Origin of the sequence: Dactylosporangium fulvum (genome assembly GCF_025137375.1) — a bacterium.
Taxonomy (GTDB): domain Bacteria; phylum Actinomycetota; class Actinomycetes; order Mycobacteriales; family Micromonosporaceae; genus Dactylosporangium; species Dactylosporangium fulvum.
In genome coordinates, this window is sequence record NZ_CP073720.1 from 4,968,584 (window position 1) to 4,992,135 (window position 23,552).

General features: G+C 72.4%; 14 protein-coding genes. 6 read left to right on the forward strand and 8 right to left on the reverse strand.

Annotated elements, in window-relative coordinates; genetic code table 11:
• Window positions 1-48: 48 nt before the first annotated feature.
• Together Dfulv_RS23335 and Dfulv_RS23340 are read right to left on the reverse strand one after the other, a co-directional pair.
• Complete coding sequence (locus Dfulv_RS23335) at window positions 49-3,408, reverse strand: ThuA domain-containing protein (protein WP_259866769.1); 3,360 nt, start codon at window positions 3,406-3,408, stop codon at window positions 49-51.
• An 834-nt stretch (window positions 3,409-4,242) separates the two neighbouring features.
• The gene (locus tag Dfulv_RS23340; protein WP_259866771.1) at window positions 4,243-6,768 is read right to left on the reverse strand and encodes an ATP-binding protein; all 2,526 of its coding nucleotides are present in this window, start codon (window positions 6,766-6,768) and stop codon (window positions 4,243-4,245) included.
• Between the two features lie 58 nt (window positions 6,769-6,826).
• Here Dfulv_RS23340 and Dfulv_RS23345 point away from each other — a divergent pair, with 58 nt between their 5' ends.
• On the forward strand, window positions 6,827-7,027 hold the full coding sequence (locus tag Dfulv_RS23345) for a hypothetical protein (protein WP_259866773.1): 201 nt from the start codon (window positions 6,827-6,829) through the stop codon (window positions 7,025-7,027).
• A 198-nt stretch (window positions 7,028-7,225) separates the two neighbouring features.
• The gene (locus Dfulv_RS23350; RefSeq protein ID WP_259866775.1) at window positions 7,226-7,801 is read left to right on the forward strand and encodes a dienelactone hydrolase family protein; all 576 of its coding nucleotides are present in this window, start codon (window positions 7,226-7,228) and stop codon (window positions 7,799-7,801) included.
• Here the strand turns inward: Dfulv_RS23350 and cydD are convergent.
• The 3 genes from cydD to Dfulv_RS23365 are packed head-to-tail and all read right to left on the reverse strand — an operon-like array spanning window position 7,764 to window position 13,661.
• Window positions 7,764-11,180, reverse strand: a complete 3,417-nt coding sequence (gene cydD / locus Dfulv_RS23355) for a thiol reductant ABC exporter subunit CydD (RefSeq protein ID WP_259866777.1) — start codon at window positions 11,178-11,180, stop codon at window positions 7,764-7,766. The genes Dfulv_RS23350 and cydD overlap by 38 nt on opposite strands.
• Window positions 11,177-12,193, reverse strand: coding sequence for a cytochrome d ubiquinol oxidase subunit II (gene cydB, locus Dfulv_RS23360; RefSeq protein ID WP_259866778.1), 1,017 nt, complete (start codon window positions 12,191-12,193; stop codon window positions 11,177-11,179). Before cydB ends, cydD begins: the two co-directional genes overlap by 4 nt.
• Window positions 12,194-12,203: 10 nt before the next feature.
• Entirely contained in the window at window positions 12,204-13,661 is a 1,458-nt protein-coding gene (locus tag Dfulv_RS23365) for a cytochrome ubiquinol oxidase subunit I (protein WP_259866780.1), read from the reverse strand.
• A gap of 89 nt (window positions 13,662-13,750) precedes the next feature.
• Between Dfulv_RS23365 and Dfulv_RS23370 the strand changes: the two genes are divergently transcribed.
• Together Dfulv_RS23370 and Dfulv_RS23375 are read left to right on the forward strand one after the other, a co-directional pair.
• Window positions 13,751-14,119 carry a BlaI/MecI/CopY family transcriptional regulator gene (locus tag Dfulv_RS23370; protein ID WP_259866782.1) on the forward strand — a complete coding sequence of 123 codons (369 nt, stop codon included), beginning with the start codon at window positions 13,751-13,753 and terminating at the stop codon, window positions 14,117-14,119.
• Window positions 14,116-15,054 (forward strand): M56 family metallopeptidase, encoded by a 939-nt coding sequence (locus Dfulv_RS23375; protein ID WP_259866784.1) that lies wholly within the window; start codon window positions 14,116-14,118, stop codon window positions 15,052-15,054. Before Dfulv_RS23370 ends, Dfulv_RS23375 begins: the two co-directional genes overlap by 4 nt.
• Before the next feature lie 69 nt (window positions 15,055-15,123).
• Here the strand turns inward: Dfulv_RS23375 and Dfulv_RS23380 are convergent, their stop codons facing one another.
• The gene (locus tag Dfulv_RS23380) at window positions 15,124-15,933 is read right to left on the reverse strand and encodes a hypothetical protein (protein WP_259866786.1); all 810 of its coding nucleotides are present in this window, start codon (window positions 15,931-15,933) and stop codon (window positions 15,124-15,126) included.
• Window positions 15,934-16,056: 123 nt separating this feature from the next.
• On the opposite strand from Dfulv_RS23380, the gene Dfulv_RS23385 reads away from it, so the two are divergent.
• Together Dfulv_RS23385 and Dfulv_RS23390 are read left to right on the forward strand one after the other, a co-directional pair.
• Window positions 16,057-16,212, forward strand: a complete 156-nt coding sequence (locus tag Dfulv_RS23385) for a hypothetical protein (RefSeq protein ID WP_259866788.1) — start codon at window positions 16,057-16,059, stop codon at window positions 16,210-16,212.
• A 321-nt stretch (window positions 16,213-16,533) separates the two neighbouring features.
• Window positions 16,534-17,547: a glycoside hydrolase family 5 protein gene (locus Dfulv_RS23390; protein WP_319805820.1), complete on the forward strand. Its 1,014-nt coding sequence runs from the start codon at window positions 16,534-16,536 to the stop codon at window positions 17,545-17,547.
• Between the two features lie 64 nt (window positions 17,548-17,611).
• On the opposite strand, the gene Dfulv_RS23395 is transcribed toward Dfulv_RS23390, so the two are convergent.
• Both Dfulv_RS23395 and Dfulv_RS23400 read right to left on the reverse strand, forming a co-directional pair.
• The gene (locus tag Dfulv_RS23395) at window positions 17,612-19,219 is read right to left on the reverse strand and encodes a glycosyltransferase family 2 protein (RefSeq protein WP_259866790.1); all 1,608 of its coding nucleotides are present in this window, start codon (window positions 19,217-19,219) and stop codon (window positions 17,612-17,614) included.
• Between the two features lie 193 nt (window positions 19,220-19,412).
• Entirely contained in the window at window positions 19,413-23,546 is a 4,134-nt protein-coding gene (locus tag Dfulv_RS23400) for a tetratricopeptide repeat-containing S1 family peptidase (protein ID WP_259866792.1), read from the reverse strand.
• Between the last annotated feature and the right edge of the window lie 6 nt (window positions 23,547-23,552).

Below are 23,552 nucleotides of genomic sequence, written 5' to 3' on the forward strand. Positions count from 1 at the left end.
CGGAGTGCGCCGCATGCGGGGCCGGCGCACTCCGCCGCGGTGGTGGTGCTAGGGCGCGCTCACGCCCTGGCCGCCGAACTCCACCCAGTTGAGGTTGAAGAAGTTGTTCGTCGGCCCGCCCGCGACGGGACGGAACACCAGATAGATCCGGTGTGCCCCGCCGGGGTCCGTGATCGGGAAGGTCTGGCTCTGATAGGTGGTCTGGCTCGCCGTGGCCGCGATGGTGACCGTGGTGAGCACCGGCCCGTCGACAGCGTCGAGGCGGACCTCGACCGCGCCGGTACCACCGGACGTGCGGAACGTCAGCGAGTTGATGTTTTTAAGATCGATCGTCCCGTTGAGGGCGATCCAGTCGCCGTTGCCGAGGCTGCCGCGTTGCAGCCCGCCGCCGGTGTCGGTGGTCGCCGCGGTGTTCGTCCCGGACTGGTCGATCGCGAACTCGACCTCCTGCTTCTTCTGCCGGATGGTCGCCTGGTCGACGGTGCTCAGCGCCGGGATGCCGCCGGGACCGCCCAGATCCGTGTACGACGCGCTGATCACGCCGAACACGTTGCCGCCGTGGGAGACGTCCTCGGCGAAGGTCGGCAGCGTTCCGGAGCAGCCGGTCGCGGTGGACTCGGCGTGGCCGTGGCTGTCGTGCCCGAGCACGAACGTCACCTGCACGCGGGAGCAGTCGATCGCTCCGTCCTGCGGATCGCTGACCGTGACGTTGAACGGGATCGTGTCGCCGAAGGCGAACAGTCCGCCCTCGATCGGCACGGTGACGTTGACCGTCGGTGCGGTGTTGCCGACGGTGATCGTCGTGTTCGCCGACGCGGTCTTGCCGCTGGAGTCGGTGACGGTCAGCCGCGCCGTGTACACCCCGTTGGTGGTGTACGTGAAGGTCGGGTTCGGATCGACCGAGTCGGTCGTGCCGTTGCCGTCGAAGTCCCAGGCGAACTTGATGGAGTCGCCCGGGTCCGGGTCGTTCGAGCCCTCACTGGAGAACGCGACGGTCAGTGGCCCGACACCGTCGGTCGGGGTGGCGGCGAGCTTCGCGATCGGTGCCCGCGTGCCCTTCACGTAGCTGAACTTCACCAGTGCGGCGTCGGGGTTGGCCGTGAAGAAGCCGTCGCCGTAGGTCAGCAGGTAGAAGTTGCCGTCCTTGCCCCACTTCATGTCCATGGGGTTGTCGCACAGGAACGGGCGTGCGGTCGTCGGTGGGCCCTGGCCGCAGCTGAGCAGGTCATTGATCTTGAAGACCTGCCCGGAGGAGTCCAGGCGGATCTCCCGCAGGTAGTCGCGGGTGAACTCGCCGAAGAAGATGGACTGGTCGTAGTACGCCGGGAACTTCGTCGGATTGGGGTTGTTCGCGTCGTACTCGTACTTGGCCGCGCCGTGCGGCCCGACGCCGCCGGTGCCGAGCTCCGGGAACAGCTGCGGGCACTTGCCGGGCGGGTTCTGCGTGTAGTAGGCCGCGCAGGGCGTGCCGAGCGGGTTGGCCGCGTTGTTGTCCTGGAAGGAGTACCACAGGTCCGGCTGCGCGATCGGCGGCGCGTAGGTCAGGCCGGTGTTCCACCGCGAGGTGTTGGCCGGGCCGTGGTCCGGGTTGTTGCACTCGAACGCCTGCGGCGGGTTGTCCAGCGGCGTCGAGGTGTTGAAGTTCCACCGGTAGTACGGCAGGTCCGGCGAGTAGCACAGCGGCCAGCCGTAGTTGGACGGTTTCCGCACGATCTCCAGCCGGCCGGTGCCTGCCGGGCCGCGGAACACCTGCGGCGTCGACGAGTCGGGCGAGTAGTCGGTGACGTAGGCGACGCCGTCGCTGTCCACGGTGATGCGGAACGGGTTGCGGAAGCCCATGGCGTAGATTTCGGGCCGGGTCTTGCCGCCGCCCTCCTCGTTGCCGGTGAACAGGTTGCCCGCCGGGACGGTGTACGAGCCGTCGTCCTGGACCTTGATGCGCAGCACCTTGCCGCGCAGGTCGTTCGTGTTCATCGCCGAGCGCCGGGCGTCGACGTACGGGGCGTTGTACAGCCCGGTCGTGGTGATCATGTCGTTGAACGGCCCGAAGCCACCGGAGTTGCCGCCACCCGCCGGGGTGTCGTCGCCGGTCACCATCCACAGGTTGTTGTCCTTGTCGAAGGTGATGTCACCCGCGACGTGGCAGCAGGCCCCGCGGTCGACCGGCACCTTGAGGATCTTCTGCTCGGAGGTCAGGTCGATGGTCGGGTCGGGCCCGTCGACGAACTTGAACCGCGACAGCTGGAAGTAGCCCTTCCACGGATCCCAGACGCTCGGGTCGGCACCGGTCGTCGGGGAGTTCGCGGTCGGCGTCGTCTGCGGGAACGGCGCCTCCTGGGTCAGCGGCGAGTAATACAGATAGACCCAGTGGTTGGTGGCGAAATTGTTGTCGACGGCCGGGCCGTACAGACCGTCCTCACTCGCCATGTAGACCGGGATCTGGGCCAGCACGTGGCTGGCGTTCGCAGCCGGGTCGTGCAGCCGGAGGATGCCGCGGCGGTCGGTCTGCAGGACCCGGCCGTCGGGCAGCACGTCGAAGCCGATCGGCTCGCCGACGTTCGGCGGGGCCGCGATGGTGTCCATCTGGTAGTTCGCCAGCACGGTCGCGCCGCAGTCGCCGTCGGTCGTGCCGGAGGCCCACTGGATCGCGCCGCCGAGGTGCGCCCGCAGGTCCTGGGTGCCGAAGCTGGCGGGGGTGTCGCCGAGCCCGGTGTAGAACGAACGGCCGCCCTGGTAGTCCTTGCACCAGGTGATCGGGTGGTCGAAGCCCATCGTGCCGCCGGCGTAGGTGCTCTCGTCGACGGTCGCCAGGACGTGCGACTTGCCGCGCACGTTGGAGGTGAAGTTGTACCACTGGTCGGTGCGCTTCCAGGACTCCGGCAGCGTCTTCGACGCCGGATGGACCCGGTCAGCGACCTTGATCGTGGCCTGCGTGACCTCGGACGAGCCGGCCGCCCTGGTGCCGAGCACGTCGGTGAGGAACGACCAGTCCGTCTCGGTCTCGATCGCCGAGTGGACGCCGACGAAGCCGCCGCCGTCACGGTAGTACTCCTCGAACGCGGCCTGCTGCGCCGCGTCGAGCACGTCGCCGTAGGTGTTGAGGAAGACGACGACGCGGAACTGCTTGAGGTGCGGGGCGTCGAACTTGCGGGCGTCGTCGGTCTCCTGGACGGTGAACCGGAGCTGGTTGCCCAGCTGCTTGATGGCGGCGACGCCCGCCGCGGTCGACGGGTGTTTCGTGCCGATCGCCTTGGTGAAGACCAGGACCTTGTACTGGATGCCGTTGCTGGCCGGTGCGGGTGCGGCGACCGCCGGGGCGGACGCCGACCCTGCCCCGACCAGGACACTGGCGGCGAGCGCGAGCAAACCGGTGAACGCGGTGAAGCGACGACCGGGAGCGCTGTTCATGGAACCTCCTCCGCGGGGAATGCCGGACGAACGGACCGCCGAAAAACCCGGCCCAGCAGGCGTCGGCGGACGACATCCGGTGGGGGAACGGTGCGGGTGGGTGTGGCACGCCCGGAGGGAAGCGTGCGGCAAGTCGGTCGCGATGGTGGTGCTGGCGGTAGCGGTGTGCCGGGCTGCGCCTCAGTGCTCGCCGGGATCCCGCTCACGCGGGACGAGCGACTGGCTCGGTTCACCGATAGCGCACACCCTATATCCGCGATGCTATCGAAAGATAGAGCGAACTCAGCAAAAGTTGGCGATGAATATGCGGAACTTTTATCGAGACACAAAAAAGTTCGGGACCGGCCGGCAATGGCGACGTTCCCGTGAGGGCACCCTCGGATGCTCGGTGGTTGTGCGCTCAATGAAGGAGCGAACGGTGGGCCGCCCGTGTTACTCACCGGCGGCGGGAATCACGCGCGCATCGGGTGGCCTCCGGTGCGGCCGGGAGGATCCCGTCTCCCGACCGCACCGGCCGACCGCTCCGTCCCGCCCTTCTCGGCCGCGTTGCGCATCCGCGGCCGAGCCCTCTGCGTGGCGTTGCCGGAGAGCTGGGGTACCGTCGCGCGAGCCGCCCGGACGGCGGCGCTTCCTTCGACGGGCATCCACATGCGGCGCGTCGGCGAACGGCGCCCCGGGTCCGGATCGTCCACATGACCGAAGCGCCGTTGTGCCGTGCGGGACACGCTAGAAGAGTTCCGCTCACCCTGTCCAGAGCTTCGAATCTATCTGGTCCAACTTTTGATGGATGGAGTAAAAGTTGGACCAGGCCGGGTCAAGGCGTCGCCCTGTCCGTCACTGCGCGCTGAGCCGGTCCCGCACCTGCTGTGCCTCAGGGACGTCGAGGTCGGTGTACGCGGCGAGGGCCTGCCGCCAGTGGTGGGCCGCCGCGGCCGGGTCGGCGGTGGCCTGGTGGACGTCCCCGAGGCCGGTGTGGGCGCGGGCCTGGCTGAACAGGCTGCCGATCTCGATGGCGACCTCGAGCGCCTCGCGGTGGCAGGCCTCCGCCTCGGCGGGGCGGCCCAGCCGGAGGACGGCCTCGCCGACGGCGTTGAGTGCCGACGCGGTGGCAGCACGGTCGCCGGTCTCGCGCAGGATCGCGAGGGCGTCGCAGGCCTCGCCGTACGCCCGCCCGTCGTCGCCGCGCTGGTGATGTGCCCGGGAGATATTGATCAGAGCGATCGCCTCACCGGTACGGTTGCCGAGGTCACGGTGGATCGCCAGCGCTTCACGCAGGTGGCGCAGGGCCGCCCCCTGGTCGCCGCGCTCGACGTGCGCCACGCCCATGTTGCCCAGGATGCGGGCCTGCGTGGCCCGGCTGTCCGCGGCGCGGGCGGCGACGAGCGCCTCGTCCAGCAGGGCGAGCAGTTCGTCGTAGCGACCCTGCCGCTGGAACAGGATGCCCATGTTGTTCAGCGCGGAGCCGACGGCGTTCTGGTCGCCGATCCGCCGGGCGATCCGCACCGCGTGCCGCATCTGGATCAGCGCCTCGTCGTGGCGGCCCAGCTGCGCCAGCGCCCAGCCGAGCAGGTCGCGCCCGCGCGCCTCGCCGAGCCGGTCACCGGCCTCGCGGGCGATCGCGACCGCTTGGCGCAGCTGCCGGGCCGCCGCCTCGAAGTCGCCGCGGCGGTTGTGGCTGTTGCCGACGAACAGCATGATCCGGGCCTCCCACACCCGGTCGCCCGTCGCCCGCGCACCCGGCAGCGCCTGCTCGGCCAGGGCGAGCATCGCCTCGGTGCGGCTGGTGATGTCGAGATGGCGCCACACGGTGGCGGCGAGGTGGACGGCGTGTGCCGGCCAGCCGTTGTCGGCGGCGTGACCGGCGCCGGCGATCAGGTTGGCGTGCTCGGCCTCCAGCCAGGCGCGGGCGCCGTCGGCGGTGCCCAACCCGGGAACCTCCGGACCGGCGGGCGGCGGCGGATCCGGGCGCAGGCCCTTGTCGGCCGGGTACAGCGTGTTCATGGCCATCGCGGCGGCGTGCAGGTAGTGGTCGAACAGGCGGGTCAGTGCCGCCCGGCTCCGGCTGGCGGGCTCGTCCACCGCCGCCCGCTCGGCGGCGTACGCACGGACCAGGTCGTGGAACCCGTACCGGTCCGGCCCGCGGCGCTGGACCAGGTGCGCGGCGGCGAGTTCGTCGAGCCGGGCCCGGGCCACCGCCATCGGTTCGCCGGTGAGCGCCGCGGCGGCGTACCCGTCCCACTCCTGACCCGGGTGGAGCGCGAGCAGCCGCAGGGTGCGCCGCGTCTCCACCGGGAGGTTGCGGTCGGACATCGTCAGCGCCGCCCCGATCCCGCCCTCCATCGCGAGCGTCGTCAGTGGACGCAGATAGTCGGTGAGCAGCCAGTCGGGGTGGTCACGCAGATGGCCGCCGACGATCGCGAGCGCGAGCGGGAGGTGACCGACCAGCTCCGCGATCCGGGCGGCGGTCTGCGGGTCGGCGTCCACCCGTTCCGCGCCGGCGACCTGCCGCAGCAGCTGGCGGGCCTCGTCGGCGGCGAACGGGTCGAGCCGCAGGTGGACCGCGTCGGGCAGGCCGGCGAGGGTCCGCCGGCTGGTGACCAGGGTCAGGCAGGTGGGGTGCCCGGGCAGCAACGGGGCCACGCCCCGCTCGTCGTACGCGTTGTCGAGCACGATCAGCGCGTGCCGACCGTGCAGCAGCTCGCGGTACTTCGCGATCCGCCCGGCGAGAGTCGGCGGAACACGGTCGCCCGGCACGCCGAGGTGGCGCAGGAAGTCGGCCAGCACCGCGGCCGGGTCGGCCGGCGGCGAATCGGTGTCGAAGCCGCGCAGGTCGACGAAGAGCTGCACGTCCTGGAAGCGGCCCCGGGCGAGGAGTTGGTGCGCGGCGTGCAGCGCCAGGGTGGTCTTGCCCACGCCGGGCATGCCGCGGATCGCGGACACCACGACGGTCGCGCCGTCCGCCGTGAGCAACCGGTCCAGCTCGTCGCGCCGGCCGACGAACGTGCCTGTCCCGGTCGGCAGCCGGGCCGCGCTGTCCACCCAGGACGCGGCCGTGGCGCGGCTGCGAATCGCCCGCACGGCGGCCCGCCAGTGCTCCGCGTAGCCAGCGTCGCCGCCGAGCGCCTCGGCGATGGCGGCCAGCAGGTCCTCGTCGAGCCGGCTCCGGCCGGCGCTGAAGTATCCGGCCACCGTGCTGCGCCCGGGCAGCTCGCTCGCCGGTCGGCCCGCCCGTGACCAGCCCTCGGTGATCCGTTTGGTGATCACCGTGTAGGACGGGTCGCCCGCCCACGCCTTCAGCAGGCGCAGCCGCGCAACCAGGTCGTCCAGGTCGGCGGCGCCCTCCGGGTCCGGCCGGCCCACACATCCCTCCGTCCGAGAACGTCCGAGTTAGCGATCGCCGGCGTCCACGGCAGCGACGATGTTGTCGTCGATCGTAGTCGTCGGTGACAAAGGCCTGTCGATGGCGGCTCGTTTCCGGGCACCCGAGGAAGGGGAGAGCGTGCTCCGCAGAGCGTTCAGCCGAGCGTACGGCGCCGAGTCCCTCAGCTACTTCGGCGACGACAGCAGCATGCCGGACACCCTCTTCACGCTGAGCGAACACCCGGGGTACCGCGGGTGATCGCGATCCGGGTGGCCGACTTCGACTGACGGCCGCCCGAACGGGGGACGCCCTCCTCGGGGTCACACCCGAGGAGGGCGTAGCCGTGCCGGACGACCGCCGTCTGCGATGCCGGCACGCTGCGGACCCAATCCGGAAGTCGAACGTCCGCAATGGCTTGTAGGGTCCCGAGGTCACCGGAAAGACAGGGAGATCGGCATGGCAGAGGTGCTGTTGCTGCACCACGCACAGGGGCTGACCGAGGGCGTCCGGGCCTTCGCCGACCGGTTGCGGCGGGCCGGGCACATGGTGCACACACCGGACGTGTACGACGGCAGGACCTTTCCGACGCTGGACGAGGGCGTGGCCTATGCCGGCCGGGTCGGCTTCGACGAGGTCCGGCTGCGGGGCGTGCGGTCCGCCGACGGGCTGCCCGCCGAGCTGGTCTACCTCGGCTGTTCGCTCGGCGTGATGGCCGCGCAGCAGCTGGCGCAGACCCGGGCCGGGGCCCGTGGCGCGGTGCTGCTCGAGGCCTGCGTGCCGCCCGCCCAGATCGGCGCGCCGTGGCCGGCGGGCGTGCCGGTGCAGGTCCACGGCATGGACGCGGACCCGTTCTTCGCCGGGGAGGGCGACATCGACGCCGCCCGCGCGCTGGTCGAGGAGGCCGACGACGGGGAGCTGTTCGTCTACCCCGGCGATCGGCACCTGTTCACCGACGGTTCGCTGCCGACGTACGACGCCGGCGCGGCCGCGCTCGTCACCGAGCGAGTGCTCGGCTTCCTGGCCCGCCGCTGACCGGTGCCGCGAGCGGGCGGCGGGCCAGACGGCCGTCGACGAGGTCGTACACCTCGTCGACGTGCTCGAGGCCGTCGCGGCGGTGGGTCAGCAGCAGCACCGTGCGACCCGAGGCCGCCGCCAGCAGGTCGGTCATGAGCGCGGCCGCGGCCGGCTCGTCGAGTCCTTCGGTCGGCTCGTCGAGCACGAGCAGTGCCGGGTCGGCGAGCAGCGCCCGGGCCATGGCCAGGCGTCGCCGCTGCCCGCCGGAGATGGTCGTGCCGCCCTCGCCGAGCCAGGTGTCGAGGCCGGCCGGCAGGGTGTCGAGCCACGGCCCGAGGTGGGCGCGGGCGAGCGCGGCGCGCAGCTCGTCGTCGGTCGCCGACGGGCGGGCCAGGCGCAGGTTGTGCCGCACCGTCGTGGCGAAGACGTGGTCGGCGGCGTCGCCGACCAGCCCGACGTGGCGGCGGACCGCGGCGTCGGGCAGGGTCTGCAGGTCGGCACCGCCGAGGCGGACGTGGCCTTGCCGCGGGGCGAGCAGGCGGACGAGCACGGACGCGAGTGTCGACTTGCCGCTGCCCGAGACGCCGAGGACGGCCACCCGCCGCCCCGCGGGCAGGTCGAGGTCGACGTCCCGCAGCGCCGGGTCGCGGTGCGGGTCCCAGCCCGCGGTGAGCCCGCTGACGGTGACGTCGACGGAGGACATCGGCGGGGCCTCGGCTCCGGGGTTCGCCGTGGCCGGTGGGGCCGGGCAGGGCTCGGCCGCGATCGCCTCGAGGCGCCGCCGGGCACCGGCCGCGCCACGGCGTGCGACGGCCGCGTCCGGCAGGGTCAGTACCGGCTCCGCGAGCGTGACGGCGCCGAGCAGCAGGACGGCGGTGAGCTCGGCGTGGTACGGGCCGGTGGCCGCGGCGAGGGCGATGCCGACGACCGCGGCGCCCCAGCCGAGCTGTGCCAGGGCCGCCGCGGCGCCGGCCGTGGCCGCGGACCTGGCCTCGAGGCGTGCCAGGGCCCGGCTGCGCCGGTCCGGCACGGCGAGCGCCGCCGTCGTGTCCCGCGCGGCGAGATCGTCGACGCCCTCGACGGTCTCGACGACCGCGTCGTGCAGCTCGGCGCGCGCCCGGCCGGTCGCGGCGTCGGCCCGGGCCGTGTGGCGGGCGGCGAGCCGTGGCGCGACCACGCCGGCGACGGCCAGTCCGGCGACGAGGGCCGCGGCGACCGCGGGAGCCACGAACGCCGCGGCCGCGACCGTGACGACGATCGCGACCCAGGCGGCGACGGCCGGCAGCTGACCGCGCAGCACACCGTTGACGCGCGCGTCGACGTCGTCGACGACCCGGGTGAGCAGGTCACCGCGGCGGCGGAGCGCGGGACCGGGCACGCGCGGCACCAGATCGGCGTAGACCTTGGCGCGCCAGGCGCCTAGCCGCGCGAATCCGACCTCGTGCGAGACCAGCCGCTCCAGGTACCGCAACAGCGGCCGGGCGACGGCGCTGGCGCGCACCAGGACCACCGCGGTGGACAGGGTGAGCACCGGCGGCAGGCTGGACGCGCGGACCAGCAGCCAGACCGCCGCGCCGGTGAGGGTGATGCCGGCCAGCCAGGACGCCGCACCCAGCGCGACAGCCGTCGCCGGCCGCCGGCCGAGGGCGCGGGCGAGCCGTACGATCCGGCTGCCGGCCGGGCCGCGGTCGTCGGCGGCGGGTTCGCCGGAGCCGGCACGCGCGGGCCCGGGCGCTGTGACCGGGCGGGTCTCGGCGGGCGGCTCGACCGGCACCGTCCGGTCCACGGCGGCGAGGACCGCCGGCCGGTGCGCGACGACGAGCACGGCGCAGCCCCGGTCGGCCATCGCCCGCAGCTGCGCGACGACGAGCTGTTCGGCGCCGGCGTCGAGATGGGCGGTGGGCTCGTCGAGCAGGACGACGCACGGACCGGTGCGGGCCTGCCGCAGCAGCCGCGCCAGGGCGAGGCGTTGGCGCTGGCCCGACGACAGGCCCTGGCCCCGCTCGCCGAGCGGGGTGTCCAGGCCGTGGGGCAGGGCGGCGATCTCGGCGTCGAGCCCGACGGTGCGCAGCGCCTCGACCAGGGTCCGTTCGTCCGGGCGTGGCTCACCGTCGAGGGTCAGCGCTTCGGCCACGCTGCGCACGTGCGGCAGGGTCGGGTCCTGCGACTGGTACAGCGGACGGCCGCCGGTGACCACGACGGTGCCGGCGAGCACCGGCTGCAGTCCGGCGAGCACGCGCAGGGCCGTGGTCTTCCCGGCGCCGGACGGGCCGCGCAGCGCGACAAAATCTCCACTGTGGACGGTGAGGGTGTCCAGGTGGAGTGCGTCGACGACAGCGCCGGTGTGCCGCACCCGCACGCCGGCCGCCGCCACGGCGGGCCGCTCGGCCGGCGCGTCTGCCGATGCCGGCCCGTCGCCGGTGTGCAGCAGGATCTCGTCGACGTCGGCGATGACCGCACCGGCGTCGGCACTGGCGTGGAAGCGCGCCGCGACCTCGCGCAGCGGCCGGTACGCCTCCGGTGCGAGCAGGATCACCAGCAGCGCCGGGCCGAGGTCGAGCCGGCCGGCGGCCACCCGCAGCCCCGCCTCGACCGCGACGAGGCCGACCGACAGGGTGCCCACCAGGTCCAGCGCGGTCGAGGACAGGAACGCGATGCGCAGCACCCGGACGGTCGCCGCGCGGTGCCGGTCGGTCATCCGCTCGACCACCCCGGCCTGCCGTTCGGCCCGGCCGAACAGGCGCAGGGTGGCGATGCCGCGCACCGCGTCGAGGAAGTGTCCGGCGAGGCGGGCCGCGGCCTGCCAGCGCTCCTGCGCGCGGCGCTGCGTGGCCCAGCCGACGAGCGCACCCAGCAGCGGCACGAGCGGCAGGGTCACGAGGACGATCACCGCCGACATCGGATCGACGACCAGCATCGTGACGACAACGAGCAGCGGCAGGGCCGCGCCGACGACCAGCGAGGGCAGGTAGCCGCTGAACCAGGGGCGCAGCGCGTCGAGGCCGCCGGTGAGCACCGCGGCCAGCCGGCCGGTGCCGAAGCCGGCGACCCACGCGGGTCCGCGGCGCAGCGCCGCGTGCAGGACGGAGCGGCGCAGCTCGTCGGTGACGGCCGCGGCGGTCCGCTGCCCCACCACCTGCTCGGCCCACGTCAGCGCGGCCCGGGCGGCGAACACCCCGGCGAGCGCGGCGAGCAGCAGCGGCGCGGGCGCACCGGTACCGTCACCGGCACGTGTGCCGGCGAGCGCGACCACGACGCCGGCCAGGACCACGGCGAGCACGATCGTGGCGACGGCCTGGGCGGCGCCGATGACGGTGAGCACCGCGATCCCGGCGCGGCTCGTGCGGGCGTGGCGCAGCAGCCGCGGGTCGACCGGCCCGCGGGCGGTGCGGCTCACGTCGTGATCCGGTCGCTGGCGACGCGTTGCCGGAACACCCGGTACGACCACGCCTGGTACACGAGCACCCCGGGGAGCACGACGAGTCCGGCCGCGCTGATGACCCGCAGCGCCGAGTCGGCGGCGGCCGTGCCGTCCATGGTGAGCGACCAGGCGGGGTTCAGGGTGCTGGGCAGCACGACGGTCCCGTTCGCGGTCAGCACGGCGACGACCGCCGCGGCCACCACCGCGGTCGTGAGCCCGAACGCGAGGGCCTCCCGCCCGGCCGCGGGCCGCCGGGCCAGCACCGCGATGCCGGTGAGGGCGCCGGCCACGGCCAGCGCGACCACCGCGGTCACCGTGGCACCGGCCGGTGCGGCGACCAGGGCGACGACGAGCCCGGCGGCGGCACCACCGGTGGCCACGCGCCGGGTGAGCCGACCGGCCCGGGCCCGCAGCGGTCCCGTGGTGCGCAGCGCGAGGAACGCCGCGCCGAGCAGCACGGCCATGCCCAGCGCCAGCAGCGCCCCGAGTCCCGCGACGGGGGTCAGCAGCGGCGCCACGGTGCGGCGCAGTCCGCCGCCGACGACCTCGCCGTCCGCGCCGAGCGCGAGACCCCGGACGAAGACGGTGAGCACCGCGCCCCACAGCAGCACCACGCCGGCGGAGCACCCGGCCAGCACGGCGTCGCACCGGCGGCGCCAGCGCGGATCGTCGTGCTTGCCGCGGAACTCCAGCGCAACACCGCGCCCGGCCAGCAGCAGCAGGATCGCGACCATGGGCAGGTAGAGACCGGACAGCAGCGCGGCGTACCACGCGGGGAAGGCCGCGAACGTGACGCCGATCGCGGCGACGAGCCAGACCTCGTTGCCGTCCCAGAACGGGCCGATGGTCCGCACGGCGGCGGCGCGCTCGTGCTCGTCGCGGCCGAGCAGCGGGCTGAGCAGCCCGACACCGAAGTCGAAGCCCTCCAGGACGAAGAACAGCACCCAGCAGAGCACGACGAGTCCGTACCACACGGTGACCAGGTCCATCGGGTGCTCCTCAGTAGGTCAGTGCCAGGTCGGCGTCGGCGGCCGGGTCGGCGGGGTCCGCGGGATCGGTGCGGTCCGGCTTGTCGGTGTCCGGCGGGCTGCTCAGGGGTTTGCCGGACAGGTGGCGCACCAGGCGCAGCCAGACGACCGCGAGGATGCCGTAGACGGCGGTGAAGGCGAGCAGGGAGACGAGCACCTCGCCGCTGGTGAGTCCGGGTGAGATGCCGTCGGCGACCTTGGACAGCCCGAACGCGATCCACGGCTGGCGGGCGGTCTCGGTGAACAGCCAGCCGAAGGTGTTGGCGGCCGCCGGCAGGAGCGGCACGAGCACCGCGGACCGGACCAGCCAGGGCGCGGGCGTGCGGCCGCGCCGGGTCCGCCACAGGTAGGCGAGGGCGAACAGCATCGCGAGCATTCCCACGCCGATCATCGCGCGGAAACTCCAGAACGCCACCGGCACCATCGGGATGTAGCTGCCGGGGCCGTAGGCGGCGGCGTACTGGGCCTGCAGGTCGTTGATGCCCGCGACGGTGGCGTTCGGGTCGCCGGTGGCGAGGACGGACAGCAGCCGGGGCACCTCGATGCTGAAGAACGGTTCGCCGCCGCCGGGGCGGCCGACCGCGAACAAGGAGAACGGCGCGCCGGTCGTCGTGTTGTACAGGGCCTCGGCCGCGGCCATCTTCATCGGCTGCACCCGGGTGATGACCTTGCCGAGGTGGTCGCCCGTGAGGGCGGTCAGCGCGCCGCCGGCCAGGGTCATCCAGGCGCCGAGGCGGCCGAGCGTGGCGAACGCGGGCGCGTCGCGATGCCGCTGCTCCTCGTCCGGTGCGGCGCGCCGCGGCCAGGCCCGCCACGCGCCGACGGCCAGCAGCAGCGCCCCGCCGACCATGACGGCGCCGGCCGTCGTGTGCGGGAAGGCCGCGAGGTTGACCTCGTTGAACAGCAGCTCGCGGAAGCTGGTCAGGTGGGCGCGGCCGGTGACCGGGTCGAGCTCGTAGGCGACCGGGTGCTGCATGAAGGAGTTGGCCGCCAGGATGATGAAGGCCGACAGCAGGGTGCCGACCGCGACCACGACGATCGTGGCCAGGTGAACCCTGCGGGGTAGCCGGCCCCACCCGAAGTACCACAGGGCGAGGAACGTCGCCTCGAGGAAGAACGCGAGCATGCCCTCGACGGCCAGGGTGGGGCCGAAGACGTCGCCGTAGAAGCGGGCGAACTCGCTCCAGGCGAGGCCGAACTGGAACTCCTGCACCAGACCGGTGACCACCCCGACGGCGAAGGTCACGATGAGCAGCTTGCCGACGAGGAGCGTCAGTTGCCGGTACCGGTCGTCGCCGGTGCGCATCCACGCGATCTGCAGTCCCGCCGTGGTCGCCGACAGACTGATCGACAGCGGCACGAACAGGTAGTGGTAGATCGTGACCACGGCGAACTGCAACCGGGTCAGGTCGAGCACGTCGAGCCCCATGGGTTCCCCTTCTCCCTGCTACGACAGCCTGTAGTAGATACTACGTGTTGTAGTACTACGCGCTACGTAACCTGGCTTACACTTGACGCATGGCCGGACTGGGAGAGCTCGAACGCGACATCATGGCGCAGCTGTGGGACGCGGACGGCCCCCTGACCGTCCGGCAGGTCCACGAGCGGCTCAGCCGGCACCGCGACATCGCCTACACCACGGTGATGACCGTGCTCGACCGCCTCGCGAAGAAGGGTGTCGTCGCCCAGCAGCGGGCCGACCGGGCATACCGCTACACGGCTGCCCAGACCCGCGAGGAGATGACCGCGGCGCTGATGCTCGACGCGCTCAGCGCGACCCCCGACGGCCCGGCCCGCGACGCGGCCCTCGCGCACTTTGTCGGACGGGTCGGTCCGGCCGGAGCGGCAGCGCTCGCCGCGGCGCTCAAGGCCGCCGAGAGCCGGTGACCGCGGTCCTGCTCGGCGCGCTCGGCCTGACCCTGTCGCTGGTCGTGCCGGGACCACTGGCCCGTGCCCGCTGGACCGCGCGGGCACCCGTCGCCGCGATCGTGCTCTGGCAGGCCGTCACGCTCGCGGCCGTTTTGTGCGCCCTGGGCGTGGTCCTGGCCGGCCCGGAGGAACTTGTCCGCGCCGTGGGCGCCGGCGCCCACCTGGCCGTCGCCGCGCTCGCCGGCGCCCTCGCCGTCGCCGTCGTCGTCGTCCTGCGCCTGCTGGTGTCCCTGGCGCAGGTGGCGTACCGATCGCGGGTGCGCCGTGCCCGGCACCGTCTCCTCGCCGACCTGCTTCACCGGGCCGAGGAACACGGCACGTTCGACGAGGACGTCCCGCCCGGCGCGTTGCGCGTCCTCGACGGCAACGTGCCCTTCGCGTACTGCCTGCCGGGACGATCGCCCCGCATCGTGCTCAGCCAGGGCACCCTGCGGGTCCTGACCACACCGCAGGTGGCCGCGGTCCTGGCTCACGAACGCGCCCACCTGCGCGCCCGCCACGACGTCGTGATGGAGTCGTTCACCGCCTTCTACCGGGCCGTGCCCGGGCCCCTGCGCAGCCGTGCTCCGCTCGACGCCGTGCACCTGCTGCTGGAGGCCTGTGCCGACGACGCCGCCCGCCGGCGGCACGGCACCGCGGCGCTGCGCGACGCGCTGCTCGCCCTCGGCGGCTCCACCGACGCGCTGATGGCCGACGTCGACCCGGACGGCCAGGGCCGCGACGCGGAGCGGGAACGCCGGTGGCGGCTCGACCGGCTCGCACCCGGTGTCCCAGGCTCGGACCCGCTGCTCAGCGTCGCCGTGTGCGCCCTCGCCGCGGCGATCCTCGTGCTGCCCACCGTTGTGCTGGTCGTGCCCTGGCTCGACCGGGCACTGCGGACCTGGCCGCTGTGACCGCCGGCCCGTCGTCGACGTGGCCGGCGGCGCCCGCACCGGGATGCGGGCGCCGCCGGGCCGGGTGGCTCAGCCGTTGAAGATGTCGTACGTGTCGGCCGGTGCCTCGATGACGGCCTTGCCGGTGGGCTTGGCCGGCACCGTGGCGGTGCCGTACTGGTTCACGGTCAGCTTGAGCTGGTGCGCCTTCTTGTCACCCGCGGCCGGCACGTCGATGAGCAGCTCGGTGAGGTGCCCTTCGGCGTCGAGAGTCGCGGTGAACGGCACGCTGGCCGCCTTGTCTCCCAGTGCCTTGACGACGTCCTCGTCGGTCATCGGCGAGTTCTCACCCTTGGCGAGGTCGAGCGTGCCGCCGTACTTGCGGTCGCCGGCCTGCTGCACCGACTGCGCGCTCTGCAGCAGCGCCTTGAGGTCGAGCATGTCGGTCTCGTTGGCGCCGAGGACCAGGCTCTTGGCGTCTTTGATCTTGGAGCGGTCGACGTGCATCCACGTCTTGCCGTTCAGCGCCTGCATCCCGGGCAGCTTGGCCAGCTCGCCCATGTCCATCTTCACGTAGGCGTCGGGCTCGATCAGCAGCACCTCCATCGTGAACTTCGCGTCCGGGTCGGTGGAGATCATCTTTATGTACGCCTGCTTCTTGGGCCCGTCGATCACGGCCTGCCCGGAGCTGTCGAGCGCGGTGAAGTCCACCGCGTACACACCCTTGTCGTACTCCGACAAGGAGCCCAGCAGTACGTCCTTCGGCTCGGGCGCCTTGGAGCTGGTCGCCGCGGCGCCGGGCGTGCCGCTGTCGTCGCTGCTGCTGCCGCACGCACCGGCCCCGAACATGACAGAAGCCGCGACGATCAGCGCCGCGGCCCGTCCCCATGCAAGTTTCATTGAGTTCTTCCTCGGAGGGGATATGGCCGGCAGATCGTACTGTGCGACGTCCGTGCCGATCCGCTCCGTTCTGGTCATCTCTTGGTCACACATGTCCGTACCATCGGATGAACGCGCCCCGGCATGAGGCCACGCCTCACGGTCGCGAAGCGCATCGGGGTCGATGCCGCCCGTCCACGTGCCGACGTGATCCGCGGCGCCGCCGTCACGAAGCAGCCCGCCGCCGTGCCCCCGATCGCCTCCCTGTCCCCGGGCGGCGCCGGCCTGCGGGATGCGTGACCGGTTCGCCCCGCCGGTCGGTCGCCACGCGTCCCGGGGCCGCTGACGTGCGGCAATGTGTTCGGGTGGCTTTGCGGGTGATTCTCCGGCCCGTACACTCGGCGGAACGTTGCCGGGGCTCACGGGCGTCCTTCGGGCCTGTGGAACTGCCCGGCGGCGAGGTGGCCGGTCGGCACTTGCCGACACCTTCCCGGTGCACCGCCGCGGGCGAGGCCCGCTTCCCTGCCCGCCTCGTGGCGTGGAGTCGCCCGCACGTTTTCCCGGTCAGCGACCGAAGCCGAGAGAGATTTTATGAGAAAACCAGCTGTTATCGTGGGAGCGGTGAGCGCCGCACTCATCGCGTTCGCGTTCGCCGCCGCCGCGCAGCCGGCCCGGTCGGAGCAATCGGAGCCGTCGGCGCAGCCACGGCAATCACGGCAATCGCCGCAGGACGGGGTCGGCCTGCACGTCAGCGGCAGGAACATCGTCGAAGCCAACGGAAACAGCTTCGTCATGCGCGGCGTCAGCCACCCGTATGCCTGGAAGAAGGAACAGCGCCGGTCGTTCGCCGACATCAAGCAACTGGGCGCCAACTCGGTGCGGGTGGTGCTGACGAGCGATATCGGCGCCGACGAGGTGTCCGACGTCATCTCGACCTGCAAGCAGCACCGGCTCATCTGTGTCCTGGAGAACCACGACACCACCGGGTACGGCGACAACGACGGCGCCATCACACTGGACGAGGCCGCCGGCTACTGGACCGGGCTGAAGAGTGTGCTTGCCGGCCAGGAGGACTACGTCGTCGTCAACATCGGCAACGAGCCGTACGGCAACAGCGACACCTCCGGCTGGGCCGCCGCGACGAGCGGAGCGATCAGGAAGCTGCGCGACGCCGGTCTCAAGCACCTGATCATGGTCGACGGACCGAACTGGGGACAGGACTGGTCGGGCATCATGCGCGGCAACGCCGCGTCGGTGCTCGACAGCGACCCGCAGCGCAACATCGTGTTCTCCGTCCACATGTACGGCGTGTACGACACCGCCTCGAAGGTCACCGACTACTACGACGCCTTCCAGAGCGCCGGCCTGCCGCTCGTGGTCGGCGAGTTCGGGTGGAAGCACACCGACGGCGACGTGGACGAGGACACCATCATCAACGAGGCGCAGTCCCGCGGGATCGGCTACCTGGGCTGGTCGTGGAGCGGCAACAGCGGGGGCGTCGAGTACCTCGACACGGCGATCGGCTTCGACGCCGGCCGGTTGACCTCATGGGGCGGGCGCCTCTTCAACGGCGCCAACGGCATCAGGGCGACCTCGAAGGAAGCCACCGTGTACGGTGGCTCGGCGGCCGACTGACCCGGCCACGCACACGAAAAGGGCCGGGGCTTCACACGCCCGGCCCTTTTCGCGTGCCCCGAGGTCATGACGGCTTCGCGATGACCATGAACTTGTTCTCGGTGCGCCGGACGAATTTCACAAATCCGCGCAGCCCCGGGAGACCCTCCATCAGCCCGAACATCGGGATCAGCAGAACCACGGCCAGCGGCTCCCACCACTTGCGCCGCTCGTCACCGGACACCCTGGCATTGATCCGCAGACCTTCCCAGTACATCCAGACCGTGTAGGCCATGTTCAGCGCCCAGAACGGAATGACGACGAGCGTCACCGGAGATGTGTTGGAATGGGCGACAAGAATGGCGATGAGCAGAACTACCCCGACGTTCTGGATCGGGCCGACCACCCACGACATCACCGAGTATCCGAGCAGCAGCCGGTTTCGCAGTTGCAGCGACCGGTCGAACACCAGGGCCGCCAGACCCCAGGACCAGCGCTCGCGCTGGTGGAAGAAATCGTGCAGGTTGGCCGGCGACGCGCCGTAACACCGCCCGCCGAACCAGGCGCTGCGGCCCTCGTAACGAGCACTGAAGATCAGTGCGAACTGGGCGTCCTCGACAAGGCTCCGAGGGCCGAAGTCCCAGCCGATCGTCGCCTCGATCGAGGCCCGCACCAGCAGGAGTTCACCATGCACGCCCGCGCGCGGCGTGCCACTGCCGGTCCAGGCCGAGAAGCGCCCCACGTCCTCGGCGGGCCGGACCGAGTCCGCGAGCCAGATGAGCCTGTTCACGGCGTATTCGCGCGGGTACGTCAGGATGCCCTGGGCCAGGTGCTTCGCATCGCGGCCGGCGTTGCACTGCTCCTCGATGAACCGGGCCATGGCCAGGGCGGTGTCGGGGCCCACACCCGTGTCGTCATCCATGTGCAGCACCCACACGTCGTCGCAGTTCTCACGCTCCCGGATCCGCAGTTCATGCGAATAGTGGGTGGCACGTGCCTTGAACCTCGTGCCGTTGGCAGTGCGATACCGCCTCGGCACGGTGACAAGCCGAATCAACTCGCTCCCGGCGGCCAGCCCGGCGATCCGGTCTGCCGCCTCGCATCCCTCGTCGATGACGATGTCGACCCTGAGCCGGGGGAAACACCTGGGGAGATAAGCGATGTAGGACAGGACCGAGCGCTCGAGCGCGGGGTAGGTGTCGTGCCGGCCGATGGTGGGGACGACGACGATCAGGAAATCATCGCTTCTCGTCAGTCCGTGGCCGGACCATCGGACCTCTGATTCGCGTAGTGCCTTGCGCGTCCGTCGTATGCCGACAATTCCGGTGAGCGTGGTAAAAATTGGCCACGTCCACAGCACCGTCAACGGCCAGCTGAGCACGCCGGTGAATTCGTCGGTGAACCAGAAGTCAACCACCACGATGACCAGATAGGAGAGAACGAGCGGCCAGTAGGCGGGCCTCCAGCGAGTGAGCCTGCGGTGCAGTTCTCGCGCCTGCCACGGGCCGAACACGGTCGGTGCGACCCGGGTCTGCCCCGTGCTCGGCGCTTCCCGGCCCGCGGCCCAGGCGTCGCAATCAAGCCAGGCGTCCCAATCAGGAGGGACAGCTTTCGGTCCTCCCATTTTCGTTTCTCCCCTGCGCTCGTAGTTGTCGCCGGGCAGTGAGAAGCTACCCGTGGACAGTTCGGCCAATCCGGTGCGGGGGAGCCGAGCACTTCACCCGCTCCGCCAGGTGTGCAGGCCGGGTTCCTTTCGTGAGGGCGTGCCGAGAAATACCACGCAGATTCCTGATCCGGGACTTCGGAATTGGTGCGCGAATCCGGTATCCTGGCAGTCGCGTCAGCGGGAACGAAAAAACCGCGCGCAATTTCTCGACGTGCGTTGATCAGGATGCCAGGCGGCGTGCGGCGGCGGCCACGCCTGTCCGGCCGACCGTGTCGAGCTTGTCCGCCAGCCTGTGCAGGTCCTCGCCCACCGCGATGCCGGCGTGGTTGCGGGAGATCGTCGCGTACACCCGGACCGTGCGTCGCCACCAGCTCGCGCTGCCGTCCGCGTCGGCCAGGTCGGCGTACCGGTCGCCGACAAGCTCGAAGACGTGCAGGCAGTGGTGCGGGAACCGCGTCCCGTCCGGGTCCAGTCCGATCAGCATGCGGCCGAGATCCAGCGCCACGTTCAGGGCCTCCTGCGGCTGCCCGGCCCGCGTGTGCAGCGAGGACTGCAGGTCCACGGACTTGACGAGCTCGGGAAGGTGGGAGGTCGGCTCGGTGTCGGCGAGCCGGCGGAACAGGCCGGCCGCCTCGCTGGTCGCCTGCAGGGCCGGGGACACCATGCCGAGCTCGGCCCGGACAGCGCCCAGGTTGATGAGCGCGGACGGCAGGATCTGGTCGGCCCTGCGGTCGCGCGGGGCTGCGAGCCGCCGTGCCACCTGGACGGCTTCGACCGCGGCCTTCAGCGCGCCGGGGAGGTCGTCGGCAAGCCGGAGGCAGGAGCTGAGGTTGGTCAGCTTCCCGGCGAACATGCTGCGGTAAAGGCCCGGATCGGCGGCGGCGAGCTTCCGGTACACGGCCACCGCCTCGCGCACGACCGGGACCGCCCTCTCCCCGTCGTCGAGCAGCTGGTACGCCAGGCCGAGGTTGCTCAGGCAGTCGGCCAGCGCGGCCGGGTTCGGCTCCCCGTGCCGGTCGGCGACCCGGTGCAGCTCGATGGCCTCCTCCGTCGGGCCGACCGCCTCGGCCGGCTCCTCGAGTGCCATCCAGCAGGCGCCGAGGCTGTGCAGCGTCGCGGCCAGCTGCCGCAGGTGGGACCGCTCGTCGGCCGCCGTGAGCTTCCGGTACAGGCCGACGGCCCTGGTGAGCAAGGGGAGGGCCTGATGCGGCCGCCCGAGGCGGGTCCAGCAGGTGCCGAGGCAGTGCAGCGCGGAGGCGAAGTCCGACCGGCGCACATCGGGGTTGGCGTGGAACCACGTCAGCGCCCGTTCCAGCGGGCCGATCGCATCTCGGAGCCGGCCCATGTCCCGCAGGATCTGGCCCAGGGTGGCGTGCGCCTTGGCAGCGAGTGCGGCGAGGTCGGGATCGTTGCCGGCCGCGGTGTCGAGCAGCGTCGCCGCCTCAGCGGCGGCGTCGTGCGCGGCCGGCAGGTCCCTGGCATCTTTCAGCAGTACGGCCGTCATCAGCAGCCGCAGCCCCAGCTCCCGCGTGTGTCGGCCCGGATCGTCGTCGGCAAGCTTCCGGTAGGCGGTGACCGCCCGCCGGTAGGTCGGTAGTGCCTCGCGGTCGCGCCGCAGATCGAGTTGTGCGTCCGCGAGCCGGGTCAACGCCTCCGCGAGCAGGACGCCGAACCGGGGGTTGCGTGCCGCCGCGGGTTCCTCGCACAGCCGAACGGCCTCGAGCGCGGGCGCCACGGCGGCCGAACGTGCCAGGACCCGGCTCTGCTCGATGAGCATCGCCACGAGGTCCGGGAGGTAGCGGTGGCGGTTCGCCGCGACGAGGGACCGCGCGAGCGCCACCGCACGCTCCGCGGCAGCAGCGGCCGACCGCTGGTCGTCCAGCCGGTCGCGGCACCGGGCGAGATGCGCGAGGGCCCGCATGAACTGCCAGGCGTTGGCGTCGCGGCGCTCGGCGGGCAGCCCGTCGAACAACGCGACCGCCCGGGACAGCACCTCGACGGCCTCCTCGATCCGGTCGAGCGCGGCGTAGCAGCCGCCGAGGTTGTTGAGCGCGATGCCGAGGGCCGCGTCGTCCCGGAGCATCGCGGCGGCCTCCTCGGTCACCGCCACGGCCTCCGGATACCGCTTCAGGTCCGCCAGGCAGGCGCCGAGGTTTGCAAGGCCGGCAGCCAGTCTCGGCACGTACTGCGGGTGTGCCCCGGCCAGGTCGCGCAGGATTCGGGCAGCTTCCTCCAGCTCGGGGAGCGCGCGCCGGGGTTCGCCGGCGTTCACCCGGGTCGTCGCGAGCGTCAGCAGCGCACCCGCGAACGCGGCACCGAACCCGTCGATGCCGGCGATGTCCGTCGCCGCCAGGCGCCGGTAGCCGTGCACGACCAGCTCACTGAGGGAGACGCCCAGCGCGCCGAAGAGCGGGTCGGTCGTGTCGACGTCGTCGAGCGCGTCGCCCGCGGCCCGGGCGAGCGTGCCGAGCCGTTCGCCGTAGGCGGTGCAGAGCACCACGGCGGCGTTCAGGGCGCCGATGAGCTCGTGCTCACCGGACTCGACCGCCTGCTTCACCAGCCGGCTCAGGTTCGTCGCGAGCAGCTCGACGAGCACCGTCCGGGTCGCGGCGTGCTGCTCGGCCGCCAGGCGGACCGCGTTGATCAGCTGGGCCTGGCGGTCGGCATCGAGGTCAGGCAGCGCCAGCACCGACTGGGCGATGCCGCCGAGGTCCGGGGATTGGGCCAGAAACCAGTCGACGACCGGGTCGGGACCGATCCGGTCGAGACGGCCGCCGGGGGCGAAGAGGCCGGTGAGCCAGGCGGCGACGGCGGCGAGGCGCTCGTTGCGGGCGTCGCGGAACTCGTCGAGCAGGCGCAGCGGTTCCGGCAGCCGGGCCGGCGCGGGCGACGCCAGCAGGGTGACCAGGATCGCGCGCTCCGGCAGACGAGTCGAGCGCAGTTGCCTGGCCGGCGTCGCCTCGGCGGGGAAGCCGCGGTACCAGTGCCGCTGTTCACGACCGAGGAGCGTCGTCAGCAGCCGGGTGCGCAGGTGGCCGGGGGTCGCGTCGTCGACGGCCTCGCCGCGGACCGCGAGCAGCGCCGCGATCAGCACGAGCAGCGCGCTGTCGTATTCGTCCGAGTCGACGTCCACCGGCGCGGGGACGGGCAGGCCGATCCGGTCGGCGAAAGCCGTCGCCGCGGCCTCGGCGTAGGTCGCCCGGTCGGCGCCGTCGAAGGGTTGCTCGCCGAGGTCGAGCACGAGCGCGTCGCCGCGCTGGGTGCCGGCGATGACCGCCGGGCGGATCCAGTCCCACCAGGAGCGGTGGTGCCGGGCGAGCAGCAGCAGGCGGACCGTGCCCGTCCCCGGCCGTTCGGCGAGCGCGGTGACCAGTTCGCGGAGCGAGTCGGGGTCCTGGTGTTCGGCGTAGTCGACGACGAGCAGCGTCCGGGCGCCGAGCTGCCGCACCGCGACGGTGACGGGGTCGTCGACGCGTCCGGTCTCCCAGCCGGCTGCCCGGAGCCGGTCGCACGTCTCGGCGGCGAGCCGGGTCTTGCCCGTACCGCCGGCGCCGACGACGAGCGCCACCGCGAACGGGTCGGGCTCGTCGGTCCACTGCCGCAGCGCCGTGTCGAGGACCGGGCGGTCGATGTACGGGACCACCCCGAACTTCGGCAGCAACATCTGGATGTCGGTCATCGCCCTCGGTGGGAACTCGTACATCGGGCGCAGGAACGGATGCTCGGGCAGCACCGCCAACGCGGCCGGGCCGGCGCCGACCAGGTCGGCGAAGGCGGGATCGCTGAGCAGGTACGCGACCGGCACGGCCTCCAGGCGCGACGGCTCGAAGCCCATCGGGTCGTCGGTGAGGACGCCGAGCACCTGGCGGCCGTCCTCGGTGAGCACCGCCGCGCCGGACAGGCCCGACCAGGGCGAGTCGGTTCGCTTCGGTTCGTAGGGCAGGGCGCTGGTGACGTTGATCGCGTACCGGCCGATCCGGTGTCCGGTCGCGGGCATGATGAAGCCGGCGACGGCCTCCTCGACGCGCGTGCCGTCGTCGGCCTTCTGGACCTTGGGGTAGCCGATGGCGGTGCACGGCACCGCACGCACACCCGAGAGCGTGGCCCAGCGCGTGTCGATGCCGTCCCAGGGCCGGGCCGGCACGCGCACCAGCGCCGCGTCGAGCGTCGTGTCGCGCCATGCGACGGTTCCCGGCAGCTCCCCGTCGCCGCCGCCGACCCGCACGTCGGTGTCGTCGGCGACGACGTGCGCTGCGGTCAGGACCAGGTCGGCGGCGACGGCGTAGCCGGTGCCGCGGCCGGTGCCGCCGGCGCGCCGGACCTCGACCACCCGCGCCTGAACGTCGCGGACCATCTGCCC